Below are 16,337 nucleotides of genomic sequence, written 5' to 3'. Positions count from 1 at the left end.
TTTTTACCCCCTTTTAGGCGGCAAAATATCGCCTAAGGGCAAAATAAATCGTTACCCAAGGCAAAGACCATTAACCCCAGTACCAAGGTCAGACCAATCGTCATCAGGATGCGCAACGCGACATCGCTGGGTGGTTTGCCGGTCACGGCTTCATAGGCGTAGAACACCAGATGCCCGCCATCCAGCGCCGGAATCGGGAAGAGGTTCAGCAGACCGACCGCCGTCGACAGCACCGCGATAAAGTAGATGAAGCTTTGCGCGCCCTGCGACGCCATCGCGCCAGAGGTTTGCGCGATCCCCACCGGACCGCTTAGGTTACAGGTGCTGATATTGCCGACGATCATATGCTTGAGACCCGACAGCGACCCGCTGATGATCCGGCCTGTGTTCTCTACCCCACCCCAAAGCGCTGTCAGCACGCCAGGGTTCGTCGTGGCGGTGTCAAAGGCGGTGCCGCCCACGATGCCAATGCGCATCTGCGACTTGAAGCTGCCGTCCGGCTGCGGTTCGTCCGTCACTTTGGGGCGCAGGGTGATGTCCAGCATTTGCCCGTCGCGCCAGATATCAAGTTCAAGCGGCGTGCCTTCAGAGGCTTCAACAGCGGTCTTCAACTGGCGGAAGGCGAAAATCTCTGCCCCGTCAACCGAGGTGATCACATCGCCGCTTTTCAGACCGGCCTCATAGGCCGCCGATTGCGGCATCACCTGCTTGACCAGCGATGGCATGACATAAGGCCCATCCACGGTCACGACGTCCCCGCCACGGTTCACCTCATAGGGCAGCGGTTGGTCCAGCGGAATACTGGCAAAGGCGTCGGCATAGGCGGTGGCATCGGACACCGGCGGCAGGGTCACCCCGCCGATAGAGACGATCTCGTCCCCTTCCACCAGTTCATTCTGTTCAAACGGCAGCGGGTGTAACTCCCCGACGGTCATCGGGTCACGTGGGACGCCGACCGACAGGCCGATGGCCGCGAAAACCAGAATGGACAGGGCAAAGTTGAAAACCGGCCCCGCAGCGACCGTGGCTGCACGCGCCCATAGCGGCGCACCATGCATGGTGGCACGCAACCGCTTCGGGTCCGCCTCGGCCGCTTCCATCGCGGCCACATCCTTGCCCGAGGCCGCATCCGCATCGCCCGCGAATTTCACGTAGCCGCCAAAGGGCAGCGCCGCGATCTGCCACTTGGTGCCGCGTTTGTCGTAGCGGCTATAAATCACAGGGCCAAACCCAAGCGAGAAGACATCGGCATGGATCCCGGACCAGCGTCCGACGATATAATGACCGTATTCATGGATCGCGACGATCACCGACAGGGCAATTACAAAAGCCAGAAGCGTCCAGATCAGCCCGCCAAACTGCGGGATCAATGCCATTATATCCAAAACTCTACCCTGCCCTCTTTGTTATTGCGGCCCATGCGGCCTGCCTTGCCAGATGGTCCACCTGCGCGACGTTATCAAGTGTGATGGCCGCATCGATCACCCCATTGTCAGGGAAAAGCGCTTCCATCGTGTCTTCGACGATCTCGGCCATCTGGGGAAAGCGCAGCTTGCCGCCGATAAACCCGTCCAGCGCGACCTCTTTGGCGGCGTTGAACACCGCACCGGCCATGCCACCACGCGCCATTACCTCGCGCGCGAGGCGCAGGGCGGGCCAACGGATGTCATCGGGGACGCGGAAGTCAAAGCTGCCGATCTTTGCCAGATCCAGCCGCTCTACCGGCAAATGCGTACGGTCGGGGTGATGCAGGGCAAAGCCGATGGCGTGGCGCATGTCGGGCGGGCCGATATGCGCCATCAAGGCACCGTCATTGAACCCCACCAGCGCATGGATCATCGACTGCGGATGCACCAACACTTCGATCTGGTCGGGGTCCACGCGAAAATATTCACGCGTTTCAATGACTTCCATCGCCTTGTTGAACATCGATGCGCTGTCGATGGTGATACGCTGGCCCATGTCCCAGTTCGGATGGCTCGACGCCTGCTCTAGCGTGGCATCGGCGAGCTTTTCCAGCGGCCAATCCCGAAACGCCCCGCCGCTGGCGGTGATGATGACCCGTTCGACCGCCGAGATATCCTCGCCGATCAGGGCCTGAAATACGGCGGAATGTTCGCTATCGACCGGCAGCATGGTGGCCCCATGTGCCTTGGCCGTATCGAGCATCAGCTGACCGGCGCAGACCAGCGACTCTTTATTGGCAAGGGCCAGCGTCGCGCCTTGTTTCAACGCCTCCACCCCCGGTGCCAGTCCCGCGGCCCCGATGATGGCGGACATGACCCAATCGGCGGGGCGTGCGGCGGCCGCGTTGATGGCTTGTGTTCCGGCGGCGGCCTCCACGCCCGTGCCCGATAGCGCGTCGCGCAGGTCGTCCAGCAGATGCTCATGGGCCGTGACAGCAAGCTGCGCGTTCAACCGCTGCGCATCTTCGGCCAGCTGCGCGATATTGCTGGCACCGGTCAGCGCGACGACATCATAGGCGTCGGGCGCGCGCGCGATCAGATCAATGGTGTTCTGCCCGATAGAGCCCGTGGCCCCGAAAATACTGACTTTCTTCATAGGGGTGGGGATCAGCTTAGTGCGGGTGTGATGGTCAGGAAACGACCAATGATCAGCAGGAACAGCGCCGCCCCCAACATACCGTCGAACCGATCCAGCAAGCCGCCGTGACCGGGGATCAGGTTAGAGCTGTCCTTGACCCCCAAGCGACGCTTCATCCCGGATTCCGCCATATCCCCCATCTGCGACGCCATCGACATGGCGACAGAGACACCGACCAGCTGCAAGCCCACACCGGTGTTGATCGAGAACAGGAAACCGACAGCCGCCGCCCCGATCCAGCCCGCCGCCGTGCCGGACCATGTTTTCTTGGGGCTGACCTTGGGCCAGAACTTCGGGCCACCGATGGCACGTCCGGCGAAATAGCCAACGACATCGGTGATCACCACAACCAGCACCAGCCACATCAGCCAGCCAAAGCCGAAATCATCGCGCACCTGCGTCAGCCCGAAACCGGCCAGCATGATCATCACGGTGAAGCACATGAAAATCGTGCGGTGCTTTTCCAGCTGGCCAAAGCCCACCAACGCGGGGGCCAGCAGCACCGGCAGGGCAAAACCCACGGGCAGGTAGATCGCGGCGAGCGTCGCCGCGCCCACCAGCAAGCCCATCTGCATCCGCGCGCTGCGGTTTGACGGGTTCAACATCCCCACTAGTTCCCACGCCATGACGCCGCAAATGATCGCGACGAGAACGTGGAACACGGGCCCGCCCAGATAGATCCCGCCCAGACCAACCACAATCATCGCCAGCGCCGAACCGACGCGCGCCGTGAGGTCGGACCAGCGTTCCGAAGAAGGTGTCATAGTGCTTTCCTTTCGTCGTACGATCAGGAGGACACGGCACCAAAGCGCCGGTCGCGATTGCCAAAGGCCGCACAAAGATTGCCAAACTCGGCCTTGGTGAAGTCGGGCCAGAGCGTATCAATGAATTCATATTCGGCATAGGCTGATTGCCACAGCAGAAAGTTCGATATCCGCGCCTCGCCACTGGTGCGGATCACCAGATCGGGGTCCGGCAGAACATGGGTATCCAGATAGCGCGGCAGGGTCTCTTCGTCGACGTCCTCAGGGCTGAGCAGACCCGCTGCAACGTCCTGCGCCAGCCGCTGCGTCGCGCGCGCGACCTCGTCGCGACCGCCGTAGTTCAACGCAATCGTCAGATGGGTACGGGTGTTTTCCGCGGTCTCTGCCTCTAGCACATTCATCAGCTTGACCAGTTTCGCATCCAGCCGGACACGGTCACCGATAAACCGGACGCGCACGCCCTTGGCTTTCAGCGCTTTGGTCTCTTTGGTGATATAGCGGCGGAACAGGCTCATGAGTCCCGCCACCTCGACCTGAGTACGTTTCCAGTTCTCGGTCGAGAAGGCAAAGATCGTCAGATATTCGACGCCGAAATCGGGGCATGCCTCGACGATTTCGCGCACACGCTTGGCACCGGCATGATGCCCGAACAGACGCGGACGCCCCCGCTGGGTCGCCCAACGGCCGTTTCCGTCCATGATGATCGCAACATGGCGCGGTGCCCCTGGGACAAGCTGGAAGGTCTGGTCGGTCGCAGCAGGCATCATCTATCCTTATCGAACTGCAGGCCGATGCGCGGACCTTGGGGTCGCGCGCATCGAGTAAGGTACTTAAACCTGCATGATCTCGGCTTGTTTGCTTTCAAGCTGCTCGTCGATCTGGGCGATGAACTTGTTGGTCATATCCTGAACCTCACCCTCCCAGACTTTCTGATCGTCTTCCGACATGCCGTCGGCCTTGGCTTTCTTGATCTGGTCCATACCGTCGCGGCGGATGTTGCGGATGGAGACACGGGCGCTTTCGGCATATTGCCCCGCGACCTTGGTCAGCTGGGTGCGGCGTTCCTCGTTCAGCTCGGGGATCGGCAGCATGATGATCGTGCCGTTCAGCTGCGGGTTGATGCCCAGACCGGATTCACGGATCGCCTTTTCGACCTTGCCGACCAGCGCCTTGTCCCAGACGTTGATGGTGACCATGCGCGGCTCGGGCACGTTGACGGTACCCACTTGGTTAATCGGCGTGCTACTGCCATAGGCATCGACCATCACAGGTTCCAGCATAGAGGCGGAGGCGCGGCCTGTGCGCAAAGAGGCAAATTCGGTACGCAACGATGTGATCGCGCCATTCATGCGCCGCTCAAGATCGTCTGTGTCCAGCATAAAATCGTCTGACATGATGTCCCCGGTGGTTTTGTAACTATCTAAATTTGAACCGATATAACGCGAACAAGCCCCCCTTGTATAGGGAGGCCCGCATCTATCGTAGGTTGGGGCCTAGCCCTGAACCCGTGTGTATGTGCCCTCGCCCGCGAGAATCCCCTTGAAGCCGCCCGGTTCGTCCAGAGAGAAGACGATGATCGGCAGGTTGTTGTCGCGCGCCAAGGCGATGGCAGAGGCATCCATGACCCCCAAGCGCTTTTGCAGCACATCGTCATAGCTCACGTCATCATAGCGGACCGCATCATCGAATTTGGCGGGGTCTTTGTCATAGACACCATCGACCTTGGTGCCCTTGAAGATCGCTTCGCAGGCCATTTCATTGGCGCGCAGCGTCGCGGCGGTATCGGTGGTGAAATAGGGGTTGCCGGTGCCCGCGGCAAAGATGCACACGCGCTTTTTCTCAAGGTGGCGCACGGCGCGGCGGCGAATATAGGGTTCGGCGACCTCGTTCATTGTGATCGCGGAAATTACCCGCGTGTGAATGCCCAGTTCCTCCAGCGCGGATTGCATCGCCAGCGCGTTCATCACGGTGGCCAGCATCCCCATATAATCGGCGGTGGTGCGTTCCATCCCCTGAGCCGACCCTTGCAGCCCGCGGAAGATATTGCCGCCCCCGATGACCATGCAGATTTCGACGCCAAGATCATGCACCGATTTGACCTCGTTCGCGATGCGTTGCACGGTTGGCGGGTTCAGCCCGAACCCCTGATCGCCCATCAATGCTTCGCCTGAAATCTTCAGCATGACCCGGTTGAATGTTACTTTTGACTGGCTCTCGGGCATGGGCGCACCTTTCAGGGTGTGGGAGGGGTTTTCATTGCGCCGTAAAATGTCGCAAATAGCGCAAACATTCAATGCTCCGTCAGAGGTTCACGCAAAGAAATGCCAGATGCCCCGCTGTCCCGCGTCTCTGACGTGGTTTCCTCTATCGACCCTGCCGCGCCTGTCCTGATTGCGGGGCCCACGGCGTCGGGCAAATCGGCGCTGGCGCTGGCGATTGCGCAGGCTCAGGGCGGGGTGATTGTGAATGCAGATGCCAGTCAGGTCTACGGCTGCTGGCGCGTGATCTCGGCCCGCCCCCCGGCCGAGGAAGAGGCCTTGGCACCGCATCTGCTGTATGGCCATGTCGCGGCGCACGACCCCTATTCGGTCGGCCACTGGCTGCGCGAGGTAACCGAGGTGCTGCGCCAGCCCGCACGCCCGATCATTGTCGGTGGCACGGGGCTTTATTTCGCGGCGCTGACCAAGGGGCTGGTGGACATTCCCCCGACCCCTGACGCGGTACGCGTCGCGGGCAACACCATGACCCGCGCGGCGATGATCGACGCGCTTGACGCAGAGACGGCGCGCCGCATCGATCTTTATAACCCAATGCGCGTCCAGCGTGCGTGGGAGGTGCAGCAAGCCACAGGGCGCGGGCTGGCCGCGTGGCAAGATGATACGCCGCCCCCCATCCTGCCGATGGAGCGCTGTCAGCCTGTCGCCGTTGCCGCGTCGAAGGACTGGCTGAACGACAGGATCATCCGTCGCTTTGACCAGATGCTGGACCAAGGCGCGCTGGACGAAGTCGCCGCCGTGCACCCCGATTACGACCCCGCCCTGCCCGCGCACCGTGCCATCGGCGTGCCCGAGCTGATGCGCTACCTTGACGGCGCAACACCGCTTGACGTGGCGCGACAGGATGCCATCATCGCGACACGGCAATATGCCAAACGGCAGCGCACGTGGATGCGCAAGAACACCGCCGATTGGCTGCAATATGTGCCGGGGTAGCACGCGGCTGCCAAAACGGCGAAATTATCTTTTACTGCCTTTATCTTTCCGTATCTCTGTATAACGATAGTGTTTACTTGTCTTTTGCTGATAGGGTCATGCAATGACAGAGAACACGATCGAATTGCTGACGCTGGCGCAACTGTCGCAAGGGCAGGACTGGCGCGTGCAGCTTTGCCATGACCGGCCTGTGCATATGCTGATCTGGATCACCCGCGGTCAGGGATTGCTGCAGCTTGACGGCCAGCGGCGCGGTTTGGGGGCGCATAACGCGGTGTTTATCCCTGCCCGTGCGCTCTTTGCCCTTGATATGGGGCGGCAGGGCATCGGGCAAGCGGTGGTGATCCCCGACGGCACCGAGCTGCGCCTGCCCCAAATGCCGCGCCACCTGCGTATTCGGGATGTGCAGGCCCAGACCGAACTGACCGGCCTGATCGAAGCCGCGCAGCGCGAACAACAGGCCAAGCGCCCGCTGTATCATGACGCGTTAGAGGGGCACGCGGCGCTGATGTCGGTCTGGCTGCGGCGTCAGATCATGCAGGACGAACATGTCCCCAACCGGCGCAACGCCGCCGCACGGCTCAGCGCGCGGTTCTGCCAGATGGTCTGTGAACACTACAGCAGCGGCGCGCCGATGGCGCAATACGCCGAAAGCCTGGAGGTCACGCCGACGCATCTGTCACGGGCCGTAAAATCCGCCACCGGCAAGACTGCGGCGGATATCCTGACCGAACGGGTGGTGCATGAGGCACGGCACCTGCTTGGCACGACAGAGCATTCCGCACAGGATATCGCGCGCCACCTTGGCTTTGGTTCTGCCGCCTATTTCACGCGGTTCATGCAGCAACACACGGGCCTCACACCCTCGCGTCTGCGGGCAACGGCGGCCTGACGCGTCAGGACCAGTGGCTGCAAGGACGCTCGGGTTAGCTTCTTTTCCAAAGTACCGAGTTGACCTGCCACCGCGACCTGTGGCTGACTGGTATTCAAGAAAAACACATCCGCACCGCCAATGTCATGGCGGAAAGCGGACAATAAGGGAGCCGCGCAGCGCGCAACGTATCGGCAAAAGCCGGACCGCGCTGCGACAAATTCAAACGCAGCCGCGCGCCTTCAAGGTGTCGCCGTACCGCCGCGCAACAGGGTCATCACATGGGTATTTTCATATTGCGCCGTTTGGGCGTGATGGTGGTAACAGCGCTATGCCTGACCTTTATCGTGTTCTGGCTGACGAACCTCTATCCGAACCTCGAAAAGCTTGCCAAGACCCAAGGCAACTTCCGCATGTCCGACGAAGCGGTCGCAAGCTATCTGGGGGATCGCGGCTATCTTGACCCGCTGCCGGTCAAATTCGGCCAATGGCTGGGCGTCATGCCCGGATGGGTGACGCAAGAGGATGACGGCACCCGTTTCGGGCGGTGCTTTACCAAGGACACGCCCGAGGGCGACCGCCGCCGCTTTTGCGGTATCTTGCAAGGGGATTGGGGATTTTCGACTGTTTTCCAAGAGGATGTCGGCCCCACTGTCCTGACCCGATTGGCGCTGACGGGCAAGTTGATGGGCTGCGTGATCCTGCTGATGGTGCCGATGGCACTGATCGTGGGCGTGCTGGCAGGGATGCGCGAAGGGTCGCGGACGGACCGGACTCTGTCGACCTTTTCAATCCTGACAACCGCGACGCCTGAATATGTGTCTGGTGTCGTGTTCATCGCCCTGCTCGCCTCCTCGCGATTTGGGCTGTCGCCTCTGCTGGCCGACTGGGGCTGGATCGACAGCAAAACGCTGTTTCTGGGCTCCGCCGCCAGTGCGATGAAAGACGCGACCTTCTGGAATTTCTTTTTGCCGGTGCTGACCATCTCGCTTTACGGGATGGGCTATATCGCGCGCATGACCCGTGCCTCGATGACCGAGGTGATGACCGCGCAATACATCCGCACGGCGCGGCTGAAGGGGGTGAGCTTTGGCAACATCGTCCTGAAACACGCTCTGCGCAATGCACTGATCGCGCCGTTCACGGTAATCATGCTGCAAATCCCGTGGCTTCTGAACGGAGTCGTCATCGTCGAGACCCTCTTTAACTACAAGGGCTTCGGCTGGCTGTTGGTCCGCGCCGCGTCGAATAACGACATCGAGCTGTTGCTGGCCGTGTCGGTCGTGTCGGTAATCGTGGTGCTGACAACGCAGCTGATCTCGGACATCGGCTATGTCGTGCTGAACCCGCGCATCCGGATCACCTGAGGAGACAATGTAGATGGACCCCTTGACATGGACAGGTGCGCTGGACTGGGTGAACCCATTGCTGGGGGGCGCGGTGTTGGTCGTGCTGCTTGGCATCGCGATGCAGATGGTCTGGCCCCTGCTGCCTACTTCCCCTGCGGGAACGCGCCGCTTGGGGCAGCTTACCTCGGCGGGGATCGCGGCGGCGACCGCGCTGCTGATGGTCTATGTCGTCGGGGGCATTTTCTTGGGCGCCGAGGCCGGCATCTTTGGCGGCATGTCGCAACGTCTGCTGCCGGTCTGGGCTGCCCTGATCGTGACCTTTGCCCTGTCGATCACCTTCAAACGCCGGCTGGGGCTTTATGGCAAATTGTTTGACAGCACCGTCGGTATGATCGGCTTTGGGCTGGTGATGTTCTGGGTCTATACGGGGCTGTTCGGCGGGGTGTTCGACATGATCGTGACCCATGATAGCCTCAGCCAGACCTCGGGCATGAAGAACAAGCTTCCCGGCACACCGCTGGCCCGTGCTGAGGACGGCGACTACCCGTGGTTCCTGCTGGGCGGCGATAACCTTGCCCGCGATGTGTTCAGCCGCCTGATCAAAGGCGCCTGGGTGGTGATCCAGATTGCACCGATGGCGACGGTCTTTGCCTTTATGGTGGGGATCACGCTGGGGCTGCCTGCGGGCTACTATGGCGGTAAACTGGACGTATTCCTGAGTTTTCTAGCCAATCTGATCCTCGCCTTTCCGGTGATCTTGATCTTTTATCTTCTGGTCACCCCCGAGATCGTGCTCACCGGACTGCCGAATTACATGGCGATTGTGCTGTTCATCTTTCCGCTGGTGTTCCTTTGGGTGCTGCTCAACACACGTCTGCGCACGCAGCCAGGCACCCGCACGCCGGTGCTGGTCGTGGTACTGGGGCTGGTTGGCTGGCTTTACCTCGCGATGATCTCGGACGATGGGGCCTTGGTGCGGACCCAGACCTACGAGATCCCGGGCCTGCCTGCGTTTCTGGATTTCCTCGACATCGGGCCGGGGTTGCTGGTGGTCTTTGTCGCGGTGGTTTTCGTCAATGCGCCCACAGTATTCCGCATCGTGCGCGGGCTCGCACTGGACATCAAGACACGCGACTATGTGGCGGCCGCGCAGACCCGCGGCGAAGGACCGTGGTACATCATGTTGTGGGAGATCCTGCCCAATGCCCGCGGCCCCTTGATCGTCGATTTCTGCCTGCGCATCGGCTATACAACGATCCTGCTTGGCACGCTGGGGTTCTTTGGGCTGGGACTGGAATCCGAAAGCCCTGATTGGGGCACCACGATCAACGCAGGGCGGCGCCTGCTGGCGCTCTACCCCCATGCGGCAATCGCGCCGGCGCTGGCCTTGCTGAGCCTTGTGCTGGGGTTGAACCTGCTCGCGGATGGGCTGCGCGAAGAGAGTTTGCGGGATTGATTTGGGGGAACCGCCGCGGGGGCCAGCCCCCGCACCCCCGGAGTTTACTTGGCAAAATGAAATATAAGGTTGCGGTTGAAGGTAAGGGAGTTGGACATGGGCGAGGCATATGACGGGCCAATTCTGGAGATCGACGCGCTGTCGATCTCTTTCTTCACACGGCTGCGCGAAATTCCGGCGGTGATGGATTTTTCGGTCTCGGTCAAACCGGGCGAGGCTGTGGGGCTGGTTGGTGAATCCGGTTGTGGTAAATCAACGGTCGCCTTGGGCGTGATGCAGGACCTTGGGGTGAACGGGCGTGTCGTGGGCGGGTCAATCAAATTCAAGGGGCGCGATCTGTCCCAGATGAGCGCCGCTGAGTTGCGTCAGATCAGGGGCAGCGAGATCGCGATGATCTATCAAGAGCCTATGGCCTCTTTGAACCCCGCCATGCGGATCGGGCAGCAGTTGATGGAAGTGCCGATGATCCACGGTGGCATGTCGAAACGCGAGGCCCATGCCCGCGCCTTGCAACTGGTGACTGACGTCAAGCTGCCGGACCCCGAACGTATCCTCAAGGCCTATCCGCACCAACTGTCAGGCGGTCAACAGCAGCGCATTGTCATCGCTATGGCCCTGATGTCAGAGCCGTCCTTGCTGATCCTGGACGAGCCCACCACAGCATTGGATGTCACGGTCGAAGCGGCGATCATTGATCTGGTCAAAGATCTGGGGCGCAAATACGGCACCTCTATGCTGTTCATCAGCCACAACCTCGGGCTGGTGCTGGACACCTGCGATCGCATCTGTGTCATGTACTCCGGCGAGGCGGTCGAGCGCGGGTCGATTGCGGATGTGTTCGACGGCATGCGCCATCCCTATACACAGGCTCTGTTCCGGTCGATCCCGCTGCCCGGTGCCGACAAGACCGCGCGCCCGCTGGTCGCTATCCCCGGCAATTTCCCCCTGCCCCATGAACGCCCCGAAGGCTGCAACTTTGGCCCGCGCTGCGATTACTTTGTCGCGGGGCGCTGCGATCAGGGTGCAATTCCAATGCTGGACGTGCCCGAAAACACGCGACACGCGACCCGCTGTATCCGCCACGATGACATCGACTGGGCCACGCCGATGGCGCATGCGGCGACCAAGTCGAAGGGAGAGGTTGGCGACGTCGTTCTGAAAATGGACAAGCTCAAGAAATACTATCAGGTCGCGGCGCATTCCATGTTTGGCGGAACCGGTACCAAAGTGGTTAAAGCAAACGAAGAGCTGAGCTTTGAAGCGCGTGCGGGTGAAACCCTTGCCATCGTTGGGGAATCCGGTTGCGGCAAGTCCACTTTTGCCAAGGTTCTTATGGGGCTGGAGACGGCCACAGCCGGTCACCTGCTGCTGGATGGCCGTGATATCGGAACCACCGCGATCGAGGATCGGGGGACACAGACCGTCGCTGATATCCAGATGGTGTTCCAGAACCCTTTCGACACATTGAACCCGTCAATGACCGTGGGCCGCCAGATCATCCGCGCGCTTGAAGTGTTTGGCGTGGGCACATCCGCGCGTGACCGTAAGGCGCGCATGCTGGAGCTGCTGGATCTGGTCAAACTGCCGCGGGAATTCGCCAGCCGCATGCCGCGCCAACTGTCGGGCGGGCAGAAACAACGCGTGGGGATTGCCCGTGCCTTTGCCGGAGACGCGCGGATTGTGGTGGCGGATGAACCCGTCTCGGCGCTTGATGTCTCGGTTCAGGCGGCGGTGACGGATCTTTTGATGGAGATCCAGCAGGCGCAACAGACCTGTCTGTTGTTCATCAGTCATGACCTGAGCATCGTGCGATATCTTAGCGACCGGGTGATGGTGATGTATCTGGGCCATGTGGTCGAATTGGGCACGACGGATCAGGTGTTCTCTCCGCCCTATCATCCCTATACCGAAGCGCTGCTGTCGGCGGTGCCGATCGCCGACACGCGGGTGAAGAAAAAACATATTGTGCTGGAAGGCGATGTCCCCTCGGCGATGAATCCGCCGCCCGGTTGCCCGTTTCAGACGCGCTGCCGGTGGAAATCTCGGGTACCGGGAAATCTTTGCGAGACGCAGGTGCCAGAACTGCGGGCGCTGGCGACGGGGCATACGGTGAAATGTCATCTGGATGACGCGCAGCTTGCGGCGATGGAGCCGGTGATCGAGATGGACGTTACGACGCGCTGAACCCTTGGCTACGCATCAAAAAAACGGCCACCGCATGTGCGATGGCCGCTTCTGCCTGATCGAGGCAGGGTGGCTTATTTGCTGACGCCGCTACCTGCGGTGTTCAGATTGCCGACCTGTTCGGCCACCTCATCGGCAAAACCGTTGATCATGACTTCGTAAAACACACCCTCGGTCGGGGACACGGCGACATAGCCCTCGGGCACGACCTGATCGACCGAATAGGCGGCGACGTTCACAGGGAAGCTGCGTGCGCCGATCGATTCATTGGGTGATGTGATGTCCACCACACCTTCGATCTCGTTAAATTCTTGGCTATCGCTCAGCATCGTATCCCCATCCAGCGAGATTTTGCGGATGTCGATGTTGATCGTCGGATCGCTGGCGTCATCGCTGCCCAAGACGCGGGCGGCCACGGCGGCTTTCAGATCCTCGGTGATCTGGGGGTAATATTCCATCGCGTTAGCGTCCTGCGCGGCGTTGATCGACGAGCTTACGTCAATCGCGGAGAAGGCGACCTTTTCGTCCGCAAATGCGGCAGAGGACAATGCGGCCAAGCTTACACCTGTGGCCAAGGCGATCGATTTAACTGAGTTGAACATGCGAATGCTCCTTATCTTTCTGATGCGCGCAGACCGTAGAAGACGACCTGCTGACGCTGTGGAAAGGGAACATCAGCCGTGGCGATATGGTTCCATCGCCGCGAAAAACGGCAAGCGGAAATCAGCATGCTGCGGCGAAATATACTTTATTCAGAGCCACTTATCGCGGCGCATCACAGACCCGCGATCACCTTCACATAGTTCTTGGTTTCGGCGTAGGGCGGGATGCCACCGTATTTCTTCACCGCCCCCGGCCCCGCGTTATAGGCCGCAAGCGCGAGGTTCCATGACCCGAACGCCTGATACTGACGCTTGAGGTAGCGTGCACCGCCATCAAGGTTCTCGTAGGGGTCGGTCGGGTCCACGCGCAGGATCCGCGCCGTTTCCGGCATAAGCTGCGCCAGACCAAGCGCGCCTTTATGCGACCGCGCCGCAGGGTTCCAGCCGCTTTCCTGCTGCACGAGGCGCAGGAAAAGGTCCGCCGGAATGCCGTGGCGCATCGCGGCTTCGCGCGCCATGCCAAGATAGACGCCCTTGTACTTGCCGCGATATTTGGGTGTGTCCCATTTTGTCGGGGTGACCACGCGTTGTGGCTGCAACCGGACAGAGGCCGCATATTGTTTTGATGCCCGTGTGTCCAAAATCTTGGTCTGGGACGCAAAAAGCTTGGTCCGGTTCTTGGATGAAAACACATCGGCAGCAACCGGTGCTGCGCCCACAGAAAGGCAGCACAGCGCCGCCGTTAATAAAATTCGCATATTGTCCCTGCCCCACGCAGTCTCAATTCCCGCAGACCATATCAAACTGACCCGTTGGTGCCACCCTTTATTGCCCCTGTCACATCTGCGTGGGTCGCAACGGCGATAATCCCGCCTCCCCCCTGTTTATCGCAATCCCTGCTGGGTATAACGTCGGCCAATCCAAGGTGCGTGCGGGATTCGCGCGTGGCCCGTAAACTTGCAGCAAATGGGGGCATCATGGCCGGCTCAGTGAATAAAGTGATCCTAATCGGGAATCTGGGGCGCGATCCCGAAGTGCGTTCGTTCCAGAACGGCGGCAAAGTGTGCAACCTGCGCATCGCGACATCCGAGACATGGAAAGACCGCAACACCGGCGAGCGCCGCGAAAAGACCGAATGGCATTCGGTGGCGATCTTTCAGGAAGGGCTTGTGCGCATTGCAGAGCAATACCTGAAGAAGGGTTCCAAAGTATATATCGAAGGCCAGCTGCAAACGCGCAAATGGCAAGATCAGTCCGGTCAAGATAAATACAGCACAGAAGTTGTCCTGCAGGGCTTTGGCGGCACGCTGACCATGCTCGATGGCCGCGACGGTGGTGGTTCCGGTGGTGGTGGCAACTACGGCGGCGGCGGTGGCGGCTACGACAGCGGCCCATCGGATCAAGGCGGCTACGGCGGCGGCTATGACAGTGGCCCCTCGGGCGGCGGCAACGACGGTGGTCGCGGTTCCTCGCGCGATCTGGATGATGAAATTCCGTTTTGATATCAATTTGATACCAGACATAGTTAAGGCGGGGAATTCCCCGCCTTTTTCATTGTCTTGACTTAAAATGGGTGGGCGTCGCCCCTAGTGGCGTTCAGCCAGCGCCTCATCCAGCAGCTTTAGCACCGCGTCCTTGGGGACATCGGCGGTGACAAATGCATCGCCAATGCTACGGGCCAGAATAAAGCGCAGCTTGCCGTCGATGACCTTTTTATCCTGCCCCATCAGATCAAGCAGATAGGCGGCGTCCGGCAGATCTCCGTCGATGTCGCGCAGGTCGGTTTTCATCCCCATGGCCCGCAGATGCGCGCGGACGCGGCTGGGGTCCTCTTGCGCGCAAAGCCCCAAACGGGCGGACAATTCAAACGCCATCGCACAGCCGATCGCCACACCTTCGCCATGCAGCAACCGGTCGGAATAGCCCGTCGCCGCCTCAAGCGCGTGGCAAAAGGTATGGCCAAGGTTCAAAAGCGCGCGATCGCCGTGTTCCTTTTCGTCGCGCAGCACGATATCGGCCTTCATCTGGACAGACCGGCGCACCGCCTCTACGCGCAGCGCCATATCGCCAGCGGCCATCGCGGGAGCGTTCACTTCGAGCCAGTCAAAGAAGGCCGCATCCCCCAGCAGCCCGTATTTGACGACCTCGCCATATCCGGCGAGGAAATCACGCGCCTGCAATGTGCCAAGCACGGCCGTATCGGCCAATACAAGGGACGGCTGATGAAACGCGCCGACAAGGTTCTTGCCCTGTGATACGTTGATCCCCGTCTTGCCCCCGACCGAGCTGTCGACCTGTGCCAGAAGCGAGGTCGGGATTTGCACAAAGCGCACACCACGGCGCAGGATCGCGGCGGCAAAGCCCACCAGATCACCGATGACACCGCCGCCAAAGGCAATCACGATATCGTTGCGTTCGACCTTCTGATCCATCAGCCAATCGACCGTGCGGGTCAGCTCTGCCCAGCATTTTGTGGCCTCGCCCGGCGGCAATGCCAGCGCCTCGGCGCTGATGTCAGCGGCGTCCAGTCCGGCGCGCAAACTGTCCAGATGGTGCGCCGCAACCGTTTCATCACTGACCACCACAACACGTTTGCGGCGCAACAGCGGGGCAATCAACGCGCCTGCTTGCGCCAGCAGATCGGGGCCGATCACCACATCATAAGCGCGGCCCTCAAGACCGACATGAACCGTTTCTTGCATCACAGCACCTCAAGTACATCTGGACGATCCGTCAGCGCACCCACCACGCGCTGCGCCATCGCGTCAATCGACAGCGCCGGCGTGCTGGCAACTGTCATATCCGCAAGCCGGTAGATCGGCACACGTTTCTCGTAAAGCTCGGTCAGGGTGCCGCGCGGGTCGGCGGTGCGCAGCAACGGGCGCGAGGTTTTATGCCGCACACGGTTCCACAGCAGATCAAGGTCGGCATCCAGCCACACCGACACCCCGCGGGCCGAGATATTCTCGCGGTTGGCTTCCGCCAGAAAGGCACCGCCGCCGGTCGACAGGATGCCGGGCTCTTTATCCAGTAGCCGCGAGATGACTTCGGTCTCGCGCTTGCGAAAGAAAGGCTCGCCGTCGCGCTCAAAGATTTCGGGCACGGTCAGATTGGCAGCGGCCTCTATCTCGTGGTCGCTGTCCACAAAGGGCACGCCGAGTTTCGCGGCCAAAGCGCGGCCCACGGCGGTTTTGCCTGCTCCCATCATACCCACCATGACAACCGTCTTCTTAAGATGGTACCGAGGGGTGTTTTGGGCCGTATCGGCTGGGGATTGCTGAATTTCGCTCATTCT

At 60.7% G+C, this 16,337-nt stretch carries 16 protein-coding genes; 6 read left to right on the top strand and 10 right to left on the bottom strand.

What is annotated here, in order from left to right; translation table 11 throughout:
• Positions 1-32 precede the first annotated feature (32 nt).
• The 6 genes from rseP to pyrH all read right to left on the bottom strand — a co-directional run bounded on the left by rseP (position 33) and on the right by pyrH (position 5,590).
• The gene (rseP, locus tag AB1495_RS13420) at positions 33-1,385 is read right to left on the bottom strand and encodes an RIP metalloprotease RseP (RefSeq protein ID WP_074634960.1); all 1,353 of its coding nucleotides are present in this window, start codon (positions 1,383-1,385) and stop codon (positions 33-35) included.
• A gap of 4 nt (positions 1,386-1,389) precedes the next feature.
• Positions 1,390-2,562: a 1-deoxy-D-xylulose-5-phosphate reductoisomerase gene (dxr, locus tag AB1495_RS13415; RefSeq protein WP_074634961.1), complete on the bottom strand. Its 1,173-nt coding sequence runs from the start codon at positions 2,560-2,562 to the stop codon at positions 1,390-1,392.
• A gap of 11 nt (positions 2,563-2,573) precedes the next feature.
• Complete coding sequence (locus AB1495_RS13410) at positions 2,574-3,368, bottom strand: phosphatidate cytidylyltransferase (RefSeq protein ID WP_009826992.1); 795 nt, start codon at positions 3,366-3,368, stop codon at positions 2,574-2,576.
• A 23-nt stretch (positions 3,369-3,391) separates the two neighbouring features.
• Positions 3,392-4,135 carry a polyprenyl diphosphate synthase gene (gene uppS / locus AB1495_RS13405; protein ID WP_005853406.1) on the bottom strand — a complete coding sequence of 248 codons (744 nt, stop codon included), beginning with the start codon at positions 4,133-4,135 and terminating at the stop codon, positions 3,392-3,394.
• A 63-nt stretch (positions 4,136-4,198) separates the two neighbouring features.
• Positions 4,199-4,762, bottom strand: coding sequence for a ribosome recycling factor (gene frr / locus AB1495_RS13400; RefSeq protein WP_009826991.1), 564 nt, complete (start codon positions 4,760-4,762; stop codon positions 4,199-4,201).
• 99 nt (positions 4,763-4,861) lie between these two features.
• Entirely contained in the window at positions 4,862-5,590 is a 729-nt protein-coding gene (gene pyrH / locus AB1495_RS13395) for a UMP kinase (protein WP_074634962.1), read from the bottom strand.
• Between the two features lie 99 nt (positions 5,591-5,689).
• On the opposite strand from pyrH, the gene miaA reads away from it, so the two are divergent.
• The 5 genes from miaA (at position 5,690) to AB1495_RS13370 (ending at position 12,440) form a co-directional block, all read left to right on the top strand.
• Positions 5,690-6,580: a tRNA (adenosine(37)-N6)-dimethylallyltransferase MiaA gene (gene miaA, locus AB1495_RS13390; protein ID WP_074634963.1), complete on the top strand. Its 891-nt coding sequence runs from the start codon at positions 5,690-5,692 to the stop codon at positions 6,578-6,580.
• Positions 6,581-6,683: 103 nt separating this feature from the next.
• Entirely contained in the window at positions 6,684-7,472 is a 789-nt protein-coding gene (locus tag AB1495_RS13385; protein ID WP_037944226.1) for an AraC family transcriptional regulator, read from the top strand.
• Between the two features lie 260 nt (positions 7,473-7,732).
• Complete coding sequence (locus AB1495_RS13380) at positions 7,733-8,818, top strand: ABC transporter permease (protein WP_074634964.1); 1,086 nt, start codon at positions 7,733-7,735, stop codon at positions 8,816-8,818.
• Positions 8,819-8,831: 13 nt separating this feature from the next.
• Positions 8,832-10,256 carry an ABC transporter permease gene (locus AB1495_RS13375; protein WP_074634965.1) on the top strand — a complete coding sequence of 475 codons (1,425 nt, stop codon included), beginning with the start codon at positions 8,832-8,834 and terminating at the stop codon, positions 10,254-10,256.
• Positions 10,257-10,352: 96 nt separating this feature from the next.
• On the top strand, positions 10,353-12,440 hold the full coding sequence (locus tag AB1495_RS13370) for an ABC transporter ATP-binding protein (RefSeq protein ID WP_074634966.1): 2,088 nt from the start codon (positions 10,353-10,355) through the stop codon (positions 12,438-12,440).
• Between the two features lie 74 nt (positions 12,441-12,514).
• Here the strand turns inward: AB1495_RS13370 and AB1495_RS13365 are convergent, their stop codons facing one another.
• Together AB1495_RS13365 and AB1495_RS13360 are read right to left on the bottom strand one after the other, a co-directional pair.
• On the bottom strand, positions 12,515-13,042 hold the full coding sequence (locus AB1495_RS13365; RefSeq protein WP_074634967.1) for a hypothetical protein: 528 nt from the start codon (positions 13,040-13,042) through the stop codon (positions 12,515-12,517).
• Positions 13,043-13,215: 173 nt separating this feature from the next.
• Positions 13,216-13,800 (bottom strand): lytic transglycosylase domain-containing protein, encoded by a 585-nt coding sequence (locus tag AB1495_RS13360; protein WP_064215715.1) that lies wholly within the window; start codon positions 13,798-13,800, stop codon positions 13,216-13,218.
• 219 nt (positions 13,801-14,019) lie between these two features.
• Between AB1495_RS13360 and AB1495_RS13355 the strand changes: the two genes are divergently transcribed.
• On the top strand, positions 14,020-14,544 hold the full coding sequence (locus tag AB1495_RS13355) for a single-stranded DNA-binding protein (RefSeq protein ID WP_005853386.1): 525 nt from the start codon (positions 14,020-14,022) through the stop codon (positions 14,542-14,544).
• Positions 14,545-14,628: 84 nt separating this feature from the next.
• On the opposite strand, the gene aroB is transcribed toward AB1495_RS13355, so the two are convergent.
• Together aroB and AB1495_RS13345 are read right to left on the bottom strand one after the other, a co-directional pair.
• Positions 14,629-15,744 carry a 3-dehydroquinate synthase gene (gene aroB, locus AB1495_RS13350; RefSeq protein ID WP_074634968.1) on the bottom strand — a complete coding sequence of 372 codons (1,116 nt, stop codon included), beginning with the start codon at positions 15,742-15,744 and terminating at the stop codon, positions 14,629-14,631.
• Complete coding sequence (locus AB1495_RS13345; RefSeq protein ID WP_074634969.1) at positions 15,744-16,334, bottom strand: shikimate kinase; 591 nt, start codon at positions 16,332-16,334, stop codon at positions 15,744-15,746. Before AB1495_RS13345 ends, aroB begins: the two co-directional genes overlap by 1 nt.
• Positions 16,335-16,337: the final 3 nt, after the last annotated feature.

The sequence above is a fragment of the Sulfitobacter pontiacus genome (genome assembly GCF_040790665.1).
GTDB classification, from domain to species: Bacteria; Pseudomonadota; Alphaproteobacteria; order Rhodobacterales; family Rhodobacteraceae; genus Sulfitobacter; species Sulfitobacter pontiacus.
The sequence above is the reverse complement of the archived record's forward strand: the minus strand, read 5'-3'. Positions and strand labels throughout refer to the sequence as shown.